This window comes from Mesorhizobium sp. RIZ17 (genome assembly GCF_051127865.1).
Classification (GTDB): domain Bacteria; phylum Pseudomonadota; class Alphaproteobacteria; order Rhizobiales; family Rhizobiaceae; genus Mesorhizobium; species Mesorhizobium humile.
The window spans coordinates 517,702-538,907 of the sequence record NZ_CP147861.1; the positions used below are offsets into that span (position 1 = coordinate 517,702).

At 64.5% G+C, this 21,206-nt stretch carries 15 protein-coding genes; 3 read left to right on the top strand and 12 right to left on the bottom strand.

The genetic code is table 11. From position 1 onward, the window contains the following. Window positions 1-95: 95 nt before the first annotated feature. From WDX12_RS02570 to WDX12_RS02580, 3 genes are all read right to left on the bottom strand, one after another. Window positions 96-2,507 (bottom strand): circularly permuted type 2 ATP-grasp protein, encoded by a 2,412-nt coding sequence (locus tag WDX12_RS02570; protein WP_434723820.1) that lies wholly within the window; start codon window positions 2,505-2,507, stop codon window positions 96-98. A gap of 6 nt (window positions 2,508-2,513) precedes the next feature. Further along, window positions 2,514-5,873 (bottom strand): DUF2126 domain-containing protein, encoded by a 3,360-nt coding sequence (locus WDX12_RS02575; protein ID WP_434723821.1) that lies wholly within the window; start codon window positions 5,871-5,873, stop codon window positions 2,514-2,516. Between the two features lie 105 nt (window positions 5,874-5,978). Next, window positions 5,979-7,175 carry an acyl-CoA dehydrogenase gene (locus WDX12_RS02580; RefSeq protein ID WP_434723822.1) on the bottom strand — a complete coding sequence of 399 codons (1,197 nt, stop codon included), beginning with the start codon at window positions 7,173-7,175 and terminating at the stop codon, window positions 5,979-5,981. 105 nt (window positions 7,176-7,280) lie between these two features. Between WDX12_RS02580 and WDX12_RS02585 the strand changes: the two genes are divergently transcribed. Beyond that, window positions 7,281-8,192, top strand: a complete 912-nt coding sequence (locus tag WDX12_RS02585; protein WP_320293218.1) for a LysR family transcriptional regulator — start codon at window positions 7,281-7,283, stop codon at window positions 8,190-8,192. A gap of 1 nt (window position 8,193) precedes the next feature. On the opposite strand, the gene WDX12_RS02590 is transcribed toward WDX12_RS02585, so the two are convergent. The 9 genes from WDX12_RS02590 to WDX12_RS02630 all read right to left on the bottom strand — a co-directional run bounded on the left by WDX12_RS02590 (window position 8,194) and on the right by WDX12_RS02630 (window position 19,152). Next, window positions 8,194-8,388: a hypothetical protein gene (locus WDX12_RS02590; protein WP_434723823.1), complete on the bottom strand. Its 195-nt coding sequence runs from the start codon at window positions 8,386-8,388 to the stop codon at window positions 8,194-8,196. A gap of 65 nt (window positions 8,389-8,453) precedes the next feature. Then, window positions 8,454-10,775 carry a Tex family protein gene (locus WDX12_RS02595; RefSeq protein ID WP_434723824.1) on the bottom strand — a complete coding sequence of 774 codons (2,322 nt, stop codon included), beginning with the start codon at window positions 10,773-10,775 and terminating at the stop codon, window positions 8,454-8,456. A gap of 122 nt (window positions 10,776-10,897) precedes the next feature. After that, the gene (locus WDX12_RS02600; protein WP_434723825.1) at window positions 10,898-12,076 is read right to left on the bottom strand and encodes a serine hydrolase domain-containing protein; all 1,179 of its coding nucleotides are present in this window, start codon (window positions 12,074-12,076) and stop codon (window positions 10,898-10,900) included. A gap of 28 nt (window positions 12,077-12,104) precedes the next feature. Then, window positions 12,105-13,301 (bottom strand): serine hydrolase domain-containing protein, encoded by a 1,197-nt coding sequence (locus tag WDX12_RS02605; protein WP_434723826.1) that lies wholly within the window; start codon window positions 13,299-13,301, stop codon window positions 12,105-12,107. Between the two features lie 121 nt (window positions 13,302-13,422). Next, window positions 13,423-14,451 carry an extracellular solute-binding protein gene (locus WDX12_RS02610; RefSeq protein WP_434723827.1) on the bottom strand — a complete coding sequence of 343 codons (1,029 nt, stop codon included), beginning with the start codon at window positions 14,449-14,451 and terminating at the stop codon, window positions 13,423-13,425. A 38-nt stretch (window positions 14,452-14,489) separates the two neighbouring features. Then, a complete protein-coding gene (locus WDX12_RS02615; protein ID WP_320293212.1) occupies window positions 14,490-15,302 on the bottom strand; it encodes an ABC transporter permease in 813 nt (270 codons plus the stop codon). After that, a complete protein-coding gene (locus WDX12_RS02620; protein WP_434723828.1) occupies window positions 15,295-16,242 on the bottom strand; it encodes an ABC transporter permease in 948 nt (315 codons plus the stop codon). The genes WDX12_RS02615 and WDX12_RS02620 overlap by 8 nt, the downstream gene beginning before the upstream one ends. Continuing rightward, on the bottom strand, window positions 16,242-17,345 hold the full coding sequence (locus WDX12_RS02625) for an ABC transporter ATP-binding protein (RefSeq protein WP_434723829.1): 1,104 nt from the start codon (window positions 17,343-17,345) through the stop codon (window positions 16,242-16,244). The genes WDX12_RS02620 and WDX12_RS02625 overlap by 1 nt, the downstream gene beginning before the upstream one ends. Before the next feature lie 139 nt (window positions 17,346-17,484). Next, the gene (locus WDX12_RS02630) at window positions 17,485-19,152 is read right to left on the bottom strand and encodes an amidohydrolase (protein WP_434723830.1); all 1,668 of its coding nucleotides are present in this window, start codon (window positions 19,150-19,152) and stop codon (window positions 17,485-17,487) included. A gap of 253 nt (window positions 19,153-19,405) precedes the next feature. Between WDX12_RS02630 and WDX12_RS02635 the strand changes: the two genes are divergently transcribed. Next, window positions 19,406-20,059, top strand: a complete 654-nt coding sequence (locus tag WDX12_RS02635; protein ID WP_320293208.1) for a TetR/AcrR family transcriptional regulator — start codon at window positions 19,406-19,408, stop codon at window positions 20,057-20,059. A gap of 44 nt (window positions 20,060-20,103) precedes the next feature. After that, entirely contained in the window at window positions 20,104-21,135 is a 1,032-nt protein-coding gene (locus tag WDX12_RS02640) for a histone deacetylase family protein (protein ID WP_434723831.1), read from the top strand. Window positions 21,136-21,206 lie beyond the last annotated feature (71 nt).

Consider the following 21,206-nt stretch of genomic DNA (forward strand, 5'->3'; position numbering starts at 1 on the left):
GTTAGGCTCGGCGGCTCCGCCGTAGCCTTGCGTCCGGAATTGCGCAAAAACAAAGAGATAGAGCATTGGAGGCGATCCTTTTCGCTGGAAATGCCCTAACCGAAATAGGCTCTGGAGAGGCTGTTGTAGAGATCGCCGATCTGGCCGGCGAAGTCGTCGAGCACCTTGGCGCTCATATCCGACGGCTCCATGACGGCGATTGCCGTGTTGAGCTGCAGGATTTCCTTGGCGGCGGGCGACATATGCCCCTCGCCGCCGATCGAAGGCAGCATGCCGATCTCGGCCTTCAGCCGCTCGAGCTGGAACAGGACCGAACGCGGGTTGAGCGGATCGAGCGCCAGCAGGTCGATCACCGTGCGCCGCCCGGCCTGCACCGGATATTGCCGGCGATGGGTCATGACGCTGTCGCCGATCTCCAGCATCATGTCGAGCGCGCCTTCAGGCGCCCCATTCCGCGTCAGCCGGCTGAGCGTACCGGCGATCTGGATGCCGCGCTCCAGGCGTCGGCCGATCTCCAGGAAGCGCCAGCCCGTGAAGCGGTACATGTTCTCATGCAGCAGGCCGGAAAAGCCCGCGAGCTTGCGCAGCATCACCGTCATGGCCCGCGTCGCGTCGTCTCCGGGCGCGACCGTCTCCGCGAATTTGTGGATGGTCTTCGACAGATCCTTCAGCGCCAGCCAGCCATCGGGAGAGAAACGGTCGCGAATCTGGCCGGCGCTGTAGACCGCGCTGTCCAAAGTCCCGATCAACCCCGGCGGTATCGCCGTTTCGACCTCGATGCCGTACGGCTCCAGATAGTCCCTGATATCGGCGAGCAGCGGCATGTCCGGATCGGACGTCTCGGCAAGCCGCACGTGATAGGCGCGCAGCACGCGCACCGTGTCTTCGGAACGCTCGATATAGCGCCCGAGCCAGGTCAGGTTCTCGGCCGCGCGGCTGGGCAGGCTGCCCGGCATGGTGCGGGTGAAGCCGTCATGTTCCTGCGGCAGCAATGTCTCGCGCTCGACCGGCCTGTCGCTGACCACCCAGACATCCGCCGCCTGGCCGCCGCGCTGCATGGCGATCGCCGTCGGGTCGAGCGAAAAGCCGACGCGGGCGAAGCCGCCGGGCATCACCGTCCAGCCTTCCGGCGTGCGCGCCAGATAGACGCGCAGGCTGGCGGGCCGTGGCTCCAGCAGGCCGCCGACGAACACCGGCGTGGTCGACAACGTCACTGCTTCCTGGCCAACGAAATCGGCGCCGCCAGTCTCGATCCGCGCGACGAGCTCGGCCCGCTCGCCGGCCGAAAGGGACGAGCCGAGCCGGGTCGCGCCATCGTCCTCGAAGGCAAGCCGGGTCGACAGCGCCGGGCCGACCACCATGCGATCGATATTGGCCAGCACATGGGCGCGCTCGGCCTCCTGCCCGCACCACCAGGTGGCGATGCTCGGCAGCTTGAGGTCGTCACCTTGCAGTTCCTGCGCGATCCTGGGCAGGAACGACAGCAAGGCCCGCGTCTCCAGCAAGCCGGAACCCAGCGCATTGACGGCCGAAACGGAGCCGCGCCGGATCGCCTCGACCAAGCCCGGCGTGCCGATCTGCGAGTCCGGCCGGAGCTCCAGCGGATCGGCGAAGGCGGCGTCGAGCCGCCGCCACAGGACGCCGATCGGCAGCAAACCCGAAACGGTGCGCACCACCAGCCTGCCGCCGGATACAGTCAGGTCCTCGCCCTCGAGCAGCATGATGCCGAGATAGCGGGCGATATAGGCGTGCTCGTAATAGGTTTCGTTGAGCGGTCCCGGCGTCAGGATGGCGACCCGGCCGCCCGATTCCCTCGCCATGCCGTTCAGCGCGTCGCGGAAACGGCGGAAGAAGCCGGCGAGCCGATGCACATGCATCTCGCCATAGATGTCCGACAGCGCGCGCGTGGTGGCGACGCGGTTCTCCAGCGCGAAGCCCGCGCCTGACGGCGCCTGGGCGCGATCGCCCAACACCCACCAGCGCCCGTCGGGGCCACGGCCGAGCTCGAAGGCGACCATATGCAGGAAATGCCCGCTGGCCGGCCGGACGCCGGCGACGGGACGCAGATATTCGGGGCTCGCCGCGATCAACGCGGCCGGCAATATCCCCTTCTCGACCAGCCGGTTCGGCCCATAGATGTCGGCCAGGATCGCCTCGAACAGGTCGGCGCGCTGGACGAGGCCGGCGCTGATGTCGGCCCATTCCTTCTCGTCGATCAACAGGGGGACATGCGCGAGCGGCCACTCCCGCTCATTGGCCCCGGCCTGTTCGTAGACGCGGTAGTAGACGCCGGCATCGCGCAGATACTGGTCGGCGCGCGCGAACCGCTGCCCGAGCCGCTCCGCTCCCAGATCGTCGAGCGCGTCGATGAAGAAGCGCCAGGCCGGACGCGGGCTGCCCGCGGCGTCGACCATCTCGTCGACGACGCCTTCGATCGGCCGATAGCGTTCCAGCAGGCTCTGCGCCCGCGGCCCGCCGCCTGCCCGTCTCTGATTCCCCTTGGCCATTGTCGATCAGAGTCTCGCCGGCCGCCTGAGGTCAAGGGTCATGGGGAACTCTTCAGAAGCTTCTTCGTCACGCAGCACATAGCCGCCCGGCGTGTGGCCGCGCGGTTCGAACCGGGCAAGCCGTCGCGCCTCGGCCTCGTTGCCGTTGACCGGGAAGGTGTCGTAATTGCGGCCGCCCGGATGCGCGACATGGTAGACGCAGCCGCCGACGGAGCGGCCCGACCAGCGGTCATAGATGTCGAAGACCAGCGGCGTGTTGACCGGCAGGGCCGGATGCAGGCCCGACGCCGGCTGCCAGGCCTTGAAACGAACGCCGGCCACCGCGACCTCGCGGTTGTCGGTGACTTTCATCGGCACGATGCGGCCGTTGCAGACGATGGCGTGGCGCTCCGCATTGAGGCCTTCGGTCCGTACCTGCAACCGCTCGACGGAAGAATCGACGAAGCGGACCGTGCCGCCGATCGCACCTTGTTCGCCCATCACATGCCAGGGCTCCAGCGCTTGCCTCAGTTCCAGCTTGACGCCGCCATGCTGCACCTCGCCGCAGAACGGGAAGCGGAATTCGAGCTGGGCCGCGAACCATTCGGGGCGGAAGTCGAAGCCGTTCAGCTTCAGGTCCCCCAGCACGTCGAGGAAATCCGCCCATACATAATGCGGCAGCATGAAGCGGTCATGCAGCGACGTGCCCCAGCGCGCGAAACGGCCATCCAGCGGGTTCTTCCAGGCCCGGGCGATGATCGCGCGCACCAGCAACTGCTGAGCGAGCGACATGCGCGCATTGGGCGGCATCTCGAAACCGCGGAACTCGACCAGACCGAGCCGCCCGGTCGGGCCATCCGGCGAGAACAATTTGTCGATGCAGATTTCCGAACGGTGCGTGTTGCCGGTCACGTCGGTGAGGAGATTGCGGAACAGCCGGTCGACCAGCCAGGGCAAAGGTGCCGCCCCCTTGTCCGGATGCGGCACCTGCGCCAGCGCGATCTCCAGCTCGTAAAGTGAATCGTGCCGCGCTTCGTCGAAGCGCGGCGCCTGGCTGGTCGGACCGATGAACAGCCCCGAAAACAGGTAGGACAGCGACGGATGCCGCTGCCATTGCAGCACCAGGCTCTTCAACAAGTCCGGCCGGCGCAGGAACGGGCTATCATTGGGCGTCGCGCCGCCGACCACGACATGATTGCCGCCGCCGGTGCCGGTATGGCGGCCGTCGATCATGAACTTGTCGGTGCCGAGCCGCGATTGCCTTGCTTCCTCATAGATCGCCGTGGTGGTGGCGACGCATTCCTGCCAGTTGGCGGCCGGGTGGATGTTCACCTCGATGACGCCGGGATCCGGCGCGACGCGGATGACGTTGAGGCGCGGATCGTGCGGCGGACCATAGCCCTCGATATGCACCGGCACGCCGATGGCCTTCGCGGCATTCTCCGCCGCCGCCACCAGTTCGAGATAATCTTCCAGCGCCTCGACCGGCGGCATGAACACGCAGAGCCGGCCGTCGCGCGGCTCGACGCTGAGCGCAGTGCGCACCGCGCCGCCGATCTCGGTGATCTCCTGCTCGACCCGGTCCTGCTGTCCAGTCGCCGCCGTGAACGATACCGCTTGCTGGCGGCGCGCCATTTCGTCGGCGCCTTCAAGTTCGGCTGGGGCCGCCATGGGCAAAATCGTCTCCCGCGCCGGCAGCGGACCGCGCGGCACCGACGGATCGACCGGTACGATATAAGGGAATTGCGCCGGCGGCACATAGGGCAGCGTGCCGAGCGGCAGTCGGTAGCCGACCGGCGAGTCGCCCGGCACCAGGAACAGGCGGCCGCGCCGCGTCTTCCATTTCTCCGAGCGCCAGCGCTGTCCGGCGGCCTGGCTGTTCCAGCGCTGCACCGGCAGCACATAGCCAGACGGCTTGGTCAGGCCGCGCGCGAAGACGCGGGCCATGCGGCTGCGTTCTTCCGGATCTTCCAGCTTCGAATTGGACGGGTCGACATTGTCCGGCAGCTTGCCTTCCTTGAGCAGCCACTCGCCGGGATCCTCATAGGCCTCGCTGACCATCGATTGTTCGATACCAAGCCCGTCGGCGATTGCCTTGAGCAGGCTTTCGGCTTGCACCGGCCCGATATCCGCTTTGCCCGTCTCCCGTGCGATCAGCGAAGGATCGCGCCAGACCGGCTCGCCGTCTGTGCGCCAGTAGAGCGAGAAGGTCCAGCGCGGCAGGCTCTCGCCCGGGTACCACTTGCCCTGGCCGTAATGCAGGAAGCCGCCCGGCGCGAAGCGCTCGCGCAGCCGCCGGATGAGCTGGTCGGCCTTGTCGCGCTTGGTCGGGCCGACGGCCGCCGTGTTCCATTCGGCGGATTCGAAATCGTCGATCGACACGAAGGTCGGCTCGCCGCCCATGGTGAGCCGCACATCGCCCTCTCCCAGCGCCGCGTCGACTTTTTCGCCCAGTTGATCGAGCGCCTCCCAGCTTTCGTCGGAGAACGGCTTGGTGATGCGCGGATGCTCGGCGATCCGATCGACCCGCATGTCGAAGCCGAAATCGACATTGGCGAAGCTTGCCATGCCGGAGATCGGTGCGGCATTGCGGAAATGCGGCGTCGCGGCGAGCGGCACATGGCTTTCGCCGGTCAGCAGGCCGGAGGTCGGGTCGAAGCCGATCCAGCCGGCGCCCGGAAGATAGACCTCGCACCAGGCGTGCAGGTCGGTGAAGTCGACGGTGGTTCCAGGCGGTCCGTCGAGCGCCACCAGATCGGGCTTGAGCTGGATCAGGTAGCCGGAGACGAAGCGCGCGGCGATGCCGAGATTTCTGAGGATCTGCACCAGCAGCCAGCTGGAATCCCGGCACGAGCCCTTGGCCGCGGCGAGCGTCTCTTCCGGCGAGAAGACGCCGGTCTCCATGCGCACGATATAGGCGATCTCGCGCTGGAGGCGGGCATTGAGGTCGACCAGGAAATCGACGGTATTCCTTGGGCTGCGGTCGATTGTCGCCAGGAAAGCCGACAACAGCGGACCGGCCGGTTCCGGCGTGCGGTAGATGGCAAGGTCGTCCCTGATCTCTTCGGGATAGTCGAACGGAAACGTCTCGGCCGTAGGCTCGACGAAGAAGTCGAACGGATTGTAGACCGTCATGTCGGCGACGAGGTCGACCTCGATCTTCAATTCACTCACCGGCTCCGGAAAGACGAAGCGGGCGAGGAAGTTGCCGTAGGGATCCTGCTGCAGATTGACGAAGTGGTTTGCCGGCTCGACCTTGAGCGAGTGGCTGAGCACCTTGGTGCGCGAATGCGGCGCCGGCTGCAGCCTGATCACCTGAGGACCGAGCACCACCGGCCGGTCATATTTGTAATGGGTCAGGTGATGAACGGCTGCCAGAATTGCCATGGGGCCCCGGAGTTCGGCGTTTCAGTCGCCGAACCCTGACATAAATGCTGGCCATTCTCCAAGCAGAGATGTTGCGCTGCACCTAATTTATGCAGCGTTGCCGGCTTAGAAGAACGCCTGGATACCGGTCTGCGCCCGTCCCAGGATCAGCGCATGCACGTCATGCGTGCCTTCATAGGTGTTGACCGTCTCCAGGTTCTGCGCGTGGCGCATCACATGGTAGCCGATCTGGATGCCGTTGCCGCCATGCATGTCGCGGGCCTGGCGGGCGATGTCGAGCGCCTTGCCGCAATTGTTGCGCTTGACGATCGAGATCATCTCAGGCGCCATCTTGCCTTCGTCCATCAGCCGGCCGACGCGCAACGAGCCCTGCAGGCCGAGCGCGATCTCGGTCTGCATGTCGGCGAGTTTCTTCTGGAATAGCTGCGTGCCGGCAAGCGGCTTGCCGAACTGTTTTCTGTCGAGGCCATATTGCCGCGCCCGGTGCCAGCAATCCTCGGCGGCGCCCATCGCGCCCCAGGAAATGCCGTAGCGCGCGCGGTTGAGGCAGCCGAACGGACCGCCGAGGCCCCTGGCGTTTGGCAGCAACGCGTCTTCGCCAACCTCGACGCCTTCCATCACCACTTCACCGGTAATCGACGCCCGCAGCGACAACTTGCCGCCGATCTTCGGCGCCGACAGCCCCTTCATGCCCTTTTCCAGCACGAAGCCGCGGATCTCATCCTTGCCGTTGTCGCCCTTCAGCTTCGCCCAGACGACGAAGACGTCGGCGATCGGCGCGTTCGAGATCCACATCTTGGAGCCGGAGAGCTTGTAGCCGTTCGCGGTCTTCTCCGCGCGCGTCTTCATGCCGCCCGGATCGGAGCCGGCATCCGGCTCGGTGAGGCCGAAGCAGCCGATCCATTCGCCCGAGGCGAGCTTCGGCAGGTATTTCTTGCGCTGCGCTTCCGAGCCATAGGCATGGATCGGATACATGACCAGCGAGGACTGCACGCTCATCATCGAGCGGTAGCCCGAGTCGATGCGTTCAACTTCCCGCGCGACCAGGCCGTAGGTCACGTAGCCGGCGCCGAGCCCGCCATATTCTTCCGGAATGGTGATGCCGAGCAGGCCCGCCTCGCCCATCTCGCGGAAGATCGACGGATCGGTCTTCTCGTCGGCATAGGCTTCCTCGATGCGCGGCGCCAGCTTGTCGGCGGCGAAGGCGGCGGCGCCGTCGCGCACCATGCGCTCGTCCTCGGAAAGCTGGTCCTCGATGAGGAAAGGATCGTTCCAGACGAAGGCGTTCTTCTCGGCGGCCATGGCCTCGCTCCCGGTAAAAATCTTGGATTGCCCGGCTTATCCGCCTGCGCCGGCGAAAAATCAAACAAAATTGCATCACGCATCAATGAGCGTTAGTAATAGGTCATGAACGTCCAGCGCCGTCTTTTGCCGAACACCGCCGCGCTCGCCGCCTTCGAGGCGGTGGCGCGCCTCGGCTCCTTCACGGCAGCCGCCCGCGAACTCGATCTGACACAAGGCGCCATCAGCCGGCAGATCGGCCTTCTCGAGGAGCAGTTCGGGCGTCGGCTCTTCGAACGCGACAGCCGCAATGTCCGGCTGTCGACGGCAGGCGAGATCTATGCCGAGGCGGTTCGCTCGGCACTCGGCCAGTTGCGCGATGCCGCGCTCGGATTGATGAGCAATCGGCATAGCGGCGTTCTCAACCTTGCCATTCTGCCGACCTTCGGCACACGCTGGCTGATGCCGCTGATCCCGGATTTCGTCGCCCGCCATCCCGACATCACCATCAACTTCGCCACCCGCATCGGCCGCTTCGACTTTGCCCGCGAGAGGCTGGACGCCGCCATCCATCACGGCATGCCCGACTGGCCGGACGCAGACTGCACGCTTCTGATGCGCGAAACCGTGATGCCCGTGGCTTCACCCGAATTCCTCGCCAACCGCGCCATCGCCACGCCGGCCGATATCAGCCGCCTGCCGCTGCTGCACATGGCGACACGCCCCGGCGCTTGGAGCGAATGGTTCGAGCATCAGGGGCTGGAGGCGCCGACCGGACCCGGCATGCAGTTCGAGCAGTTCGGCACGGTCGCGCAGGCCTGCATGGCGGGGCTCGGCGTCGCGCTGCTGCCGGAAATCCTGATTGCCGGCGAATTGCAGCGCCGCCAGCTGGTGCCGGCGCCGGGCACGCCGATGCAAAGCCGCAGCGCCTATTATCTGGTCGTGCCGCACGACAAGCGTGGCCACCCACCGGTCGCCAGTTTTCGCGACTGGCTGCTGGGTCAGATCGGCAAGGAGCCGGCTGTCCTGGCCTGGTAAGCTACTTGCGCTTCATCGCCTCTGTTTTCGGCTGTAAGCGTCGCGTCATTGCGACTCGCGTTTCGGCAACTTTCGCATCGAGCTTGCTCTTGATCCGGGCGAAAGCCTGATTTCCGTCGACCGAACTGCCACTCGCCATGCCCTCGTCCCTAAGACGCCCCAACTCGTGGACACTCACTTCCTCGAAGCTTGCCATATCGCGCGTCCCTCCAGGCACGGATGGTAGATAACGCTCTACCGATTGCAAGGAACCATTCGAGGCTATTTCCGCTTCATCGCCTCGGCGAGCGCGGCGCCGAATGCGCCCTGCGAAGGCTTTTCCGGCTGGCGCTGTGGTGCCGGCGAACGCGGTGCCGGCTTGCCGCCGCCGGGGTCGCGCTGGCCGCCACGAGGCGGTCCACCCTCACCGCCGTCCTTGCGCATCGACAACCCGATGCGCTTGCGCTTGATGTCGACATCGACGACCCGCACTTTCACCACGTCGCCGGCCTTCACCACCTCATGCGCGTCCTTGATGAAACGGTCGGCCAGTTGCGAGACATGCACCAGCCCGTCCTGGTGCACGCCGATGTCGACGAAGGCGCCGAAGGCCGCGACATTGGTGACGGTGCCTTCGAGCAGCATGCCGGGTTTCAGGTCCTTGATGTCGTCGACGCCCTCGGCAAAGGTCGCCGTCTTGAAACCGGGGCGCGGGTCGCGTCCGGGCTTTTCCAGCTCCGCGATGATGTCGCGCACCGTCGGCAGGCCGAAGCGCTCGTCGACGAAGACGCGCGGGTCGAGCGCCTTGAGCGCGGCGCCGTCGCCCATCAGCGCACGGACATCCCTTCCGCAAGCGGCGACGATCTTCTTGGCTACCCCATAGGCTTCCGGATGCACCGATGACGCATCGAGCGGCTCCGCGCCGTTCGGGATGCGCAGGAAGCCGGCGCTTTGCTCGAAGGCGCGCGGCCCGAGCCGCGCCACCTTGAGTAGGTCCCTGCGGTTGGCAAACGGCCCGGTCGTGTCGCGATGCGCGACGATCGCCTCGGCGAGCGACGGCCCCAACCCCGACACGCGCGCCAAAAGCGGCGCCGAGGCCGTGTTGAGGTCGACGCCGACCGCGTTCACCGCGTCCTCGACCACCGCCTCCAAGGAGCGGCCAAGCCGGTACTGGTCCACATCATGCTGGTACTGGCCGACGCCGATCGACTTCGGCTCGATCTTGACCAGCTCGGCCAACGGATCCTGCAGACGCCGGGCGATCGACACCGCGCCGCGCAGCGAAACATCCAGGCCCGGGAATTCCGCCGCTGCCGTAGCCGAGGCGGAATACACGGAAGCGCCGGCTTCGCTGACGATGACCTTGAGCGGCTTCGGCCCCGCGCCTGCCGGCATATCCGACAGCATGTCGGCAACCAGCTTCTCGGTTTCGCGGCTGCCGGTGCCGTTGCCGATCGAGATCAGCTCGACCTTGTGCTGGCGGATCAGGGCGGCAAGTTCGGCCTGCGTGCCGCGCACGTCGTTCCTGGGCGGGAACGGATAGACGGTCGTGGTCGCCACCAGCTTGCCGGTGCCATCGACCACCGCCACCTTGACGCCGGTGCGGATGCCGGGGTCGAGCCCCATCGTCGGCCGCGAACCGGCGGGCGCGGCCAACAGCAGGTCCTTGAGGTTGCGGGCAAAGACATGGATCGCCTCTTCCTCGGCCCGTTCGCGCAGGTCGCGCATCAGATCGAGCGTAAGATGCAGCGACAGCTTTATCCGCCAGGTCCAGCCGGCCACGTCCATCAGCCATTTGTCGCCCGGCAGCGTGCCGCCGATCGCATACGCATTGGCGATCATGCGCTCGACCGGTTTTACGGGTGAGGCGTCACCGGCATCGACTTCGATGTCCAGGGACAGAACCTCTTCGTTGCGGCCGCGCAGCATGGCCAAGGCGCGGTGGCTGGGCACGCCCGCCCAGCGCTCGACATGGTCGAAATAGTCGGAGAACTTTGCGCCGGCCTCCTGCTTGCCATCGACGACTTTTGCACGCAGGAAGGCGCGTTCCTTCATATAGGCGCGCAGCTTGCCGACCAGATCGGCATTTTCGGCGAACTGCTCCGACAGGATGTCGCGCGCGCCTTCAAGCGCCGCCTTGGCGTCGGCCACCTCTTCGGTGATGTAGGCGAGTGCCAGTTCGGCAGGTACGGCGGAACGATCGGCAAGGATCGCCTCGGCCAGAGGTCCAAGCCCGCGCTCCCTGGCGATCTCGGCCTTGGTGCGGCGTTTCGGCTTGTAAGGGAGATAGATATCCTCGAGCTCGGCCTTGGTGCTTGCGGCGGCGATCTTCGCCTCCAGCTCCTCTGTCAGCTTGCCCTGTTCACGGATCGAGCCAAGAATCGTGTCGCGGCGCGCATCGAGCTCCCGCAAATAGGCCAATCGCTCGGCAAGGTCGCGCAACTGCGTGTCGTCGAGCCCGCCGGTGACTTCCTTGCGGTAACGCGCCACGAACGGGACTGTCGCGCCCTCGTCGAGCAGCCCGATTGCCGCCGCGGCCTGCTCCGGCCGCGCGCCGATCTCGGCCGCGATGATTGCTGCGATGCGCTTGATGTCCGATGCCATGCCGATCCCTGTCGAAAAGAGCGGCGACCATAGGCCCGGAGAACCGTTACGCCAACCGCGCCGGTTTCATCAGGCGCCGAAGGTCCACAGAAAACAGCCCTTGGAACCAATCTCGGGTCGGCTCAGACCATGCCGCTCAGCGCATCCAGGAACGCCACAACATCGTCATCCAGCTTCTCATCCACCGGCTCCGGCTGCGACGACATCTTGGCGACGACCACTTCCGCCTTCGCATTGACGTAGAGCCACTGGCCGTGGATGCCGATGCCGCAAAAGGCGCCGCTGTCATGGCCGGTCTGGTACCATTTGTTGCGGTAGCGCCCCTTCGGGAACAGGAACGCCATGGTGCCCCGCTGCCAGGCTTCATGGCTGCCGCCGGTGGCGACCGTGTCGCGCACCCAGGCTTCCGGGACGATGCGGCGGCCATTCGCCGTGCCGCCCTGCCGCATCATCTCGCCGATGCGGGCAAGATCGCGCGGCGTCATCGACATGCCGCCGGCGGTGCGCGCCGTGCCTTCCATGTCGACCGTCACCGACATTTCGCTTGCGGCACCGAGCGGCTGCCACAGTTTTTCGCTGAGCAATTGGCTGACGCGCTTGCCCGAGGCACGCTCGACCAGGATGCCGAGCATATCGGAATTGGGCGAACGGTAGCGATAGGTCTGGCCATGCGGCTCGGCAAGGCGCTGGATGGTCATCAGGAATGCCGTGAGGCTCTCCGATCCGCCGCCGGGGTTCCACAGCGTCGAGCGGCGGTAGCGGGCGAACGCGCTCTCCGGATCGAGATAGGCTTCCTCGAAATCGAGGCTGACCGTCATGTCGAGCACGTTGCGCACGCTCGCATCGCCATAGGCCGAGCTCTTGCCTTCGGGAATGTATTGCGTCACCGGCGCGCCGGGGTCGAACACCCCTTCGCCCTCCAATATGCCTGCGAGGATCGCCGTCACCGACTTGCTGATCGAAAAGATGATGTGGCGGGCTCCAAACGGCATATGCGGCGCCAACCAGTCGCCAACCAGCTTGCCCGCCTTCAGGATCGTCAGCCCATCGGTGTCGGAACGCTTCAGGAAGCTCTCGACGGTTTCGCTACCGCCGGCGAGCGAGACCTTCTCCTCGAGCAAAGCGCCGAGCGACTTCGCCTGCTCCTCGCCGCCGGGCGCCGCCGCGACATGCGCGCTCGGCACCAACTCGCCGACATTCTGGAAGGACCATCGGTTGAACGGCGCCAGCCGCCAGGTTTCGAGCCGCACATCCTTGCGGGCAAAACCATATTGAGCCTCGAACGCGGTCTTGCCGCTCATGATACTCTCCCGGATTCTGCTTGCGGCTTCAGCCCAGCGCGGCGGCGATGGCATGCACCGCCTTCTGCGTCGCCACCGAATAGGCGGCGTTGAGGAAATCCGGATAGGTCGAAAGCTTCACCACGACCATCCTGTTTTCCCAGCTCATATGGATCAATTGGCCGAATACGCCGCGGCACATCAGCGACCGTGAACGCGAATCCTCGATCCAGAACTGGTTGCGATAGCTGCCGTCCGGAAGGCTCGGGCTGAAATTCGGCCCGTGCTTGCCGCTGCGCGTCGCCTCGATCCAGTCGGCCGGGACCACGCCGCCGCCATTGTCGAGTATCAGTTGTCCGAAGCGGCCATAGTCGCGCAGCGTCGCGTTGAAGCCGCCATCGGCCAGCGCGTAGCCGGCGCTGTCTACTGTAAAGCAGGCGCTTTCGTCAGCGCCGAGCTTTTGCCAGAGCTCTTCGGAGACGAGCTGCGCCAGGCGCTTGCCGCTCACCCGTTCCATGACGAAGGCGAGCACGTCGGTCTCGATCGAGCGGTATTCGAACGCCGCGCCATGCGGGCGCACTCGGTCCTTCAGCCGCAGGATCAGCTCGAACAGGTGCGACGGCCACGCAAAATCCGGATCGCTGCCCGGCGGGACTGGCTTCCAGCCAGTCGCGACATCGACCTGTCCGATCTCCGAATAGCGATCGGTATATTCCTCGGAGAAGCGCACGCCCGTCGTCATGTCGAGCACATGCTGCACGGTGGCGCCGGCCCAGCCGGTCTCGCCGAGCTCCGGCAGATAGTCGGTGACCAGCTTGCCCGGATCGATCAGGCCGCGCCCGACCAGGATGCCGCACACCGATCCGGTGATCGATTTCGCCATCGACTGCGACAGGTGCAGTGTGCGCTCATCCATGCCGTTGAAATAGCGCTCATAGGCTATCCTGCCGTCCTTCAGCACCAGGAAGCCGTCGGCATAGGTTTCGTCGAGCAAGCCGGCGAGCGTCGTCGGTGCTCCATTGCTGTCCACGACAGCCAAGCCATCGAGGTCAACCTCGTTGCGCTCCAGGCGATGGCGATGGCCGTTACCGCGCCAGACTTCGACCGTCGGCAGGAATTCGCGCATGTGCTGGAAGGCCCAGCGGTTCCACGGCGGCCGGTCCCAATCGAGCTTCGGCGGCACAAGGCTGGGTGGCGAGCCCTGCATGATCGGCGGCCGCGGATCGGAGTTGCGGTACGATGTCATCAGATCCTCCCTAATGCATGTCGCCCAAAAGTGCGCGGCGGTTTTGGGAAACGACATGCACAGAAACAGTCACACGAAGGGGAGGCCGGAGCCTCCCCTCCTGTCATGCCTGCCTGCGAAACTACTTGCGCAGGTTGGTCCAGATCTTGTTGTAGATCTCCACCACGTCCGGCGGGCACGGCGGCACGAATTCCGGCGTCGGCGAGCCGGCCGGAGGGCTGATTTCCGGCGAGTTGGCGAATTCCGGGGCCAGGAATTTGTGGCTGCCGGCGATGCCATTGTCATAGCCGGCGAACTCCGAGATCAGCGCCGCGTTCTCGGGCGCCATGACGAAGTCCTGGAACAGCTTGGCGTTGTCGAGGTTCTTGGCGCCCTTCAGCACCGCGACATTGTCCATCCAGCCTTCGATGCCTTCCTTCGGATAGGCATATTTGATCGCCGGTATCTTCTGGCGCGAGCGATAGCTGGCGCCGTTCCACTGCTCCGACACGATGACGTCGCCGGAGGTGATCTTGGTGATGGTGTCGTAGCTGAAGGTCTTCCACGATGGCTTGGCGGCCATCAGTATGTCGTTGACCTTCTTCAGATTGGCCTTGTCGGCGCCGCAGCGCGGCACACCGGCATAACGCTCGGCCGCATGCAGGACGCTGTTGACGTCGTCGAGCACGTTGATCTGGCCCTTGAGCTCATCCGGCGGATTGAACAGGATGGCATAACTGTTGATGTCGCCCTTGAACTTGTCGGTGTTGACCGAGAACGCCGTCGTGCCGAACTGCCAGGGCGCGGTGTAGTGGCGGCCCTTGTCCCAATAAACGTCCACGAAGCGCGGATCGATGTTCTTGCCGTTCGGCATCGCGTTGGGCTCGGTCTTTTCGAGCAGGCCCTCTTCGACCATGATCTTCACGGTGTAGTCCGACGGCACGACGATGTCGTAGCCGGAATTGCCGGCGCGCACCTTGGACAGCATGGTTTCGTTGGAATCGTAGTCGTCCAGCGTCACCTTGATGTTGTACTGCTTCTGGAACTTATCGATCAGCTTCGGGTTGGTGTAATCGCCCCAGTTGTAGATATGCAGTTCGCCGTCGGCGAGCGCCGGCACTGCCCATAAAAGCACGGCCGCGGAAACGGCCGCCATCAGTTTTCCAGACATTTATGTTCTCCTTGCCTTCCCATTGTTGTGTTTGGAGCTCATTTGGCGCGTCGCCGCGCGATCAGGAACGAGATCGAGACGAACAGGATCGACACCATGAGCAGGATGGTGGAGATGGCGTTGATCTCCGGCGTCATCGGGCGCCGGATCTGGTTCCAGATGTAGAGGGGCAGCGTCGTCTGGCCAGGGCCGGCGACCAGCTGCGTGATGGTGAAATCGTCGAAGGAAACAATGAAGGCGAGTGCCCCACCCGACATGATGCCGGGAACCAGCAGCGGCAGCGTGATGCGCCTGAAGGCATTCCACGGCGTCGCGTAAAGGTCCGCCGCCGCATATTCGAGCGTCAGATCCATATCCTCCAGCCGCGCCCGGATCGGCATATAGGCGAAGGGGATGCAGAACACGGTGTGGGCGAGGATAAGGTTGCCGATGCCGAAATTCAGCCCGAACGCGCCGGCGATCAGCGCGAAGAAGGAAAGCGTCGCCACTGCCGTGATGATCTCGGGCACCATCAGCGGCAGGTTGATCACCATGAAAGCCGCCGCAAGCCCGCGCCACGGCTTCACGCGTGTCATGCCGATCGCTGCAAGCGTCGCGCAGATGGTCGAGACGATCGTCGCGGTCACCGAGATGATCAGCGTGTTGCGTGCCGCGGCATGGAATTCCTCGTTGAGGAACGCGCTGCCGTACCAGTTGAGCGTGACGCCTTCCCAATGTGTGACCAGCGATCCGCTGTTCAGCGAGAAGATCATCAGGATCAGCACCGGCACATAGAGCACCAAAAGGCAGATGATGGCGATCGAACGGAAGCCCGGCTGGTCCTTGATGTCCATGATGCGGGGCTCAGCCATGCTGCACCTTGCCCGACGTGTTGCGGACATAGAAGAACAGCGCCACCAGCACCGCCGCCATCAGGATCAGCGCTTGCGCGCAGCCGAGCGGCCAGTTGCGGCCCGAGCCGAACTGCTGCGCGATGAGATCGCCGATCATCAGGTGGACGCCACCGCCAAGGATCAGCGGTGTCACATAGGCGCCGAGCGCCGGGATGAAGACGAGCAGGCAGCCGGCGATGATGCCGGGCTTGGACATCGGGATGATCACCCGCCACAGCACCTGCCGGCGCGTCGCGTAAAGATCATACGCGGCTTCGACCAGCCGGAAGTCGAGTTTCTCCAGGCTCGAATAGAGCGGCAGCACCATGAACGGCAGGAAGGCGTAGAGCAGGCCGAGTTGGATGGCGAAGTTGGTGTAGAGCATGGTGATCGGCTTATCGATCACACCCAAGCCGATCAGCGCGTCGTTGATCAGGCCTTCGTCGCGGATGATGAACATGATCGCCAGCGTGCGCACCAGAAGGTTCGACCAGAACGGGATGGTGATAAGGAGCACCCACCAGTTGCGTTGCGCCGGCGGCCGGGTGGCCATGAAATAGGCGGTCGGGAAACCGAGCAGCAGGCAGATGATCGTCGTCACCACCGCGAACAGGAACGAGCGCAGATAGATGATCAGGAAGTCCGGCGTGAACTGCAGCGTGTCGTCGAAGATGTCGCGCTGGAACAGGAAATTCAGATAGGCGTCGGTCGAGAAGTGCCATTGCACGCCGCCATAGGGCGCGGCGACGAGGAAAGAATAGACGCAGATGATGATGAGCGGCAGCACGCCGAAGATGCCGATGATGATGAGCGCCGGCAGCGACAGCAGCCTGTTGCGTCGCGCGCTGGTCTTCACCGCCTGGACTTCGAACAGCGCGGCCTTGGAGATCGTGGTCGGGGAGAGCGCGGCTGTCGTCATCAGTCTTTCAGGACGCGGGCGGCGTCCTCCTCGAACTGGATGCCGACCTTCGCGCCGGTCGCGTAGGTCACCGGCGACGAGCGGCTGTTCTGATGGCGCACGATGAAGTTCTCGCCGCCGCCATCCAGCTTCACATGATAGTGTGTGTCAGTGCCGAAATAGACGATATTGGCGAGCGTTCCGGCAATCGTGCCTTTGGCCGGGTCTGGCACCAGGTCGGCATGCTCGGGACGCACCACGAGCGTCACCTCGCCGGTCGGTTCGAAGCCTTCCGGATAGCCGGCGGCGATCGTCGCATTGCTGGCGAACTTGACCCTCGCCACGCCTGCCTGCTTCGACACCACCGTGCCCGGGAGGAAGTTGGTCTCGCCGATGAAGTCGGCGACGAAACGTTCGGCCGGCCGGTCGTAGATGTCGCGCGGCGTGCCGACCTGTAGGATCTTGCCGGCCGACATGACCGCGATGCGGTCGGACATGGTCAGCGCTTCTTCCTGGTCATGGGTGACGAAGATGAAGGTGATGCCGGTTTCGTTCTGCAGCCGCTTCAATTCGATCTGCATTTCCTTGCGCAGCTTGTAGTCCAGCGCCGACAAAGGCTCGTCGAGCAAAAGCACCTTCGGCTGCGGCGCCAGCGCGCGGGCCAGCGCCACGCGCTGCTGCTGGCCGCCCGAGATCTGACTGGTGCTGCGCGCCTTCAGCGCCTCCATCTTGACCAGCTTCAGCATCTGGGCGACGCGCGCCTCGATCTCGGCTTTCGGCTTGCCGAGCATTTCCAGTCCGAAACCGATGTTCTGCGCCACCGTCATGTGCGGGAAGAGCGCGTAGCTCTGGAAGACGGTGTTGACCGGACGTTTGAAGGGCGGCAGCGGCGCGATGTCCTGGCCGTGCAGCAATATCTCTCCGCCGGTCGGGAAATCGAAGCCGGCAATCAATCTCAGCAGCGTCGTCTTTCCGCATCCGGACGGGCCGAGCAAAGTGAAAAACTCGTTTTCTCGGATCGACACCGACACCGTGTCGAGAGCGGCTACCTGATTTTCGCCGGCACCAAAGACCTTGCGAACACCGCGAACTTCGATCGCGTTCTTACCCGGTTGTTCCGGCACGATTACCCCATTGAGAGAGCCTGCTCTTGTCGGCAGGTGTGTTCCTGTTTGATTGTCACCACAAGCTGGTCGGCTTGGCAACTGCGGAGCAGTGACTCGATCCGAGCCCCTATTCAATTAAGCAATTCCTATGCCATCGTTAGGCTTGGTAAGTGATCTTCCCCCCGCAGATGGTGGTCACCGGGCGCACGGTGTGCAGCGCTTCCGGCGCGGTCGCCTCGATGTCAGCCGACAAAACGACGATATCGCCCAGATACCCGGTCTTCAGGCGACCCTTGCGATCTTCCATGAACTCCGCGTAGGCGCCCTCGACCGTGTAGCCCTCGATTGCTTCCTGCAACGAAAAGCTCTGGTCCGGCATGCCTTCTGCCCAAGGTTTGCGCATGACTGCCGCCTGGATGGACAGGATCGGATCGATCGGCGAAACCGGCCAGTCGGACGCGAACACCACGCGCGCGCCGGCGTTTTTCAACGTGCGCCAGGCATAGCTCAGCGCCCACTTGTCACGGCCGATGCGCGAGATCGTCGGCTCCATCGGGAAGTTCAGCGCGCCCGGCGGATGCGCCGGCTGCATCGAGGCGAGCACGCCGAGTTCGGCGAAGCGCGGCACGTCGGAGGCCGTTGTCACCTCGATGTGCTCGACGCGGTGCCGGCTGTCGCGCCTGCCGTTTTTCTTCTGCGCCGCTTCGTAGCCGTCGAGCACCGCCCGCACGGCGCCATCGCCGATCGAATGCACGGCGATCTGCAGGCCGCGCCTGTCGGCTTCGACCGCCACTTCGGCGAAATGCTCCGGCGAAAACAGCGGCTCGCCGCGCCATCCGGGCCGGTCGGCATAGTCGTCGACCATCACCGCCGTCCAGGAATCCAGCACCCCGTCATAGAAGACCTTGACCATGCCGGACGTCAGCCATTCGGAATTGTAGGTCGCGGCCATCCGCGAGGCTTTTTCCAGCATGTCCAGCTTCATGAAGTTCTTGAAGTGGAACGGGATTTTGGTGCGGCAGAGAAGCCGCCCCTCTTCTTCCAGCCCGGCCAGCAGCTCGAGCTGGTAGAGATTGCCGTCCATGTTCTGGATCGAGGTGATGCCGTGCTTGGCGCACCATTGCAGGCCGCGATGCATCAGGTCGCGATCGGCGGCCAGTTCCTCCGCCGAAGGATAGGGATCCGGCTCGGCGCCCTCGAGGCCGAGCCGCGTGCGGTTTGCGCCGAAATGGTCGAGCAGCGGACCGAAGGCCTCGCCCTCGCGCAGCTCGCCGGCGGCAAGCCCGTCGGCGCCCATGACGATCTCGTTGCCCTGTCCGACCTCTCTGCCATTGAGCAGCCCGGCCTCTTCCAGCGCCTTGGTGTTCGCCCACATCGTGTGGTGGTCCGAAGCCGACATGGCGAAGGCCCGGTCGGGAATGATACGGTCGAGATCGTGTCGCGTCACCGGCTCCGGCAGGATCGCGTAGTCGACGCCGGCGCCGATCAGGAGCCTGACGTCCGGGCGCCTGGCCGCGAAATCCTGGATCGCGTCGCGCAGCGCGTCGAAGCCGTGCACGCCCGCCAGATGCAGGTTGTCGAGCTCGGCCGCGCCGCCGAACAGATGCATATGCGCTTCGATGAAGCCCGGCAGGACGGATCCACCATGGGCGTCGACGACCTTTGTCGCCGGTCTCTTGAGTTCTTCGATGGAAGCGCGGCTGCCGATGGCAATGATGACGCCGTCCTTGACGGCAACAGCCTCGGCGGTGGGATTGTCATCATCCATGGTCAGCACTCGGCCGTTGACGACCACCAGATCCGCACCACCATCCGCAACCGACATCGCGACTCCACATTTTGCTGAGGGACCGGCAACGCCACGTCCAACGGGCAGCCGCTCCACCGGGGGCGACGCCATGGGACAAAAGTCGATGCCGATGCGCCGTCTTCGAAATTCCCCTTGTTATCGTGGAAGACAGCGTGGATAAAGAATGCGACTGTTTATTCGCGTTTGTCAACAGCCGGAATTTGGAATGTATAGTGGACTGCACCGCGCGCCGATGGTGAGGCCGGGCGGGGAACGGGGGCAACGAACAGTGAAGCGCAGTCTCGACCGCAAGACCAAGATAGCGCTCGAACCGCGCAAGCAGCCGCGGCAGCAACGGTCAAGCAAGGTGGTCGACAGGATTCTCGACGCGGCGCTGATCCTGACGCGCGAGCAAGGAACCAGAACGCCAACGACACTCGCCATCGCGCAGCGCGCGGGCCTGTCGGTCGGTTCGGTTTATCAGTACTTTCCCAACAAGGAGGCCATTCTTCTGGATCTGGCCCGGCGCTGGCTGTCGTCTTTTCCCAAGGTCATCCAGAAGCGCATCGACGTCCCACGGCCAACCAACCGTGACGAGTTTCGGCGCGAGGTGCGCAAGCTCTTCATCGACACGTCCAGGCTCTATCTCGACAACGCCACGTTGATGCCGGTGATCGAGGCCATATCCGGCAATGCCGACCTGAGGCCGATCCAGGACGAATATGACAAGGAGATCATCGCCCTCTACGCCGCGTGGCTGCAGCATGTGAATCCGGCTCTCGAAGCCAAGATCGCCAGCCGGCTCGGCGTGCTGATGATGGAAGTCGGCCATGTCTGCCGGCTTGTCGGGCTGAAGAGGGATCGCAGGACATTCGACCTCATCGAGGACGATGTGGAAGCCATGTGGCTCGCTCTGGTGACCCCCCATCTCAATCTCGACTGAATTTTCGCACCTCCAACCGATTTCGCACTTCCAGGGGAATTTCTATGAAAACTGTCTATTCGCCGCTTCACGCCGGCCATTCAGGCCAGATGGAACTGGTCACGTCGGCGATCGTGCCGGGCTTCGAGAAGCCGTCGCGGGCTGAATTCATCAGGGCGCGGGTGGAGAGCGAGAAGCTCGGGCCGATCATCGGGCCGGTCGAGCACGACCTCGCCGCCGCCAAGCGCGTGCATGAAGCCCACTACATCGATTTCCTGCCGACGGTCTGGCCGGAATGGGTTGCTGCCGGTTTCACAGGCTCGGCCATGGGCTTCACCTGGCCGACGCGCGGCCTGCGCGGCGACGTGCCGCCGAAGCGGATCGATGCCTTGCTCGGCTATTATTCCTTCGACGCCGGCGCCACTTTCGTCGAAGGCACCTGGGCGGCGATCAAGTCCTCCTATGACGTCGCGCTGACCGCCGCCGCCCTGGTCAAGGGCGGCGAGCCCACCGCCTTCGCGCTTTGCCGCCCGCCCGGCCACCACGCGGGTGCTGCCTTCATGGGCGGCTATTGCTTCATCAACAACGCCGCCGTCGTCGCGCAGTGGTATCGCGACCAGGGCGCCAAACGCGTCTCGATCCTCGATGTCGACTACCATCACGGCAACGGCACGCAGGAGATCTTCTATCGCCGCGGCGACATCCAGGTCCTCAACCTGCATGGCGATCCGATGGTCGAGTATCCGTTCTTCCTCGGCCATGCCGACGAGCGCGGCGAAGGCGAAGGCGAAGGCTTCAACATCAACTACCCGATGCCCTTCGGCACCAACTGGGACGGCTGGAGCGCATCGCTGGAGGACGCCTGCGCCAAGCTCGCGGCCTACGCCCCCGACGTCGTCATCGTCTCGCTCGGCGTCGACACCTTCGAGAAGGACCCGATCAGCCAGTTCAAGCTGAAGAGCGAGGACTATCCCAAGATCGGCCGCCGCATCGCCAGCCTCGGCCTGCCGACGCTGTTCGTCATGGAAGGCGGCTACGCCGTCGAAGAGATCGGCATCAACGCCGTTGGCGTGCTGACCGGTTTCGAGGATCGCTGAACCAATCCCATTCAGGGACATACGCCCTCGGACGCAACCGGGGGCGTTTTTTTTGCGCCCCGCCGCGGAAT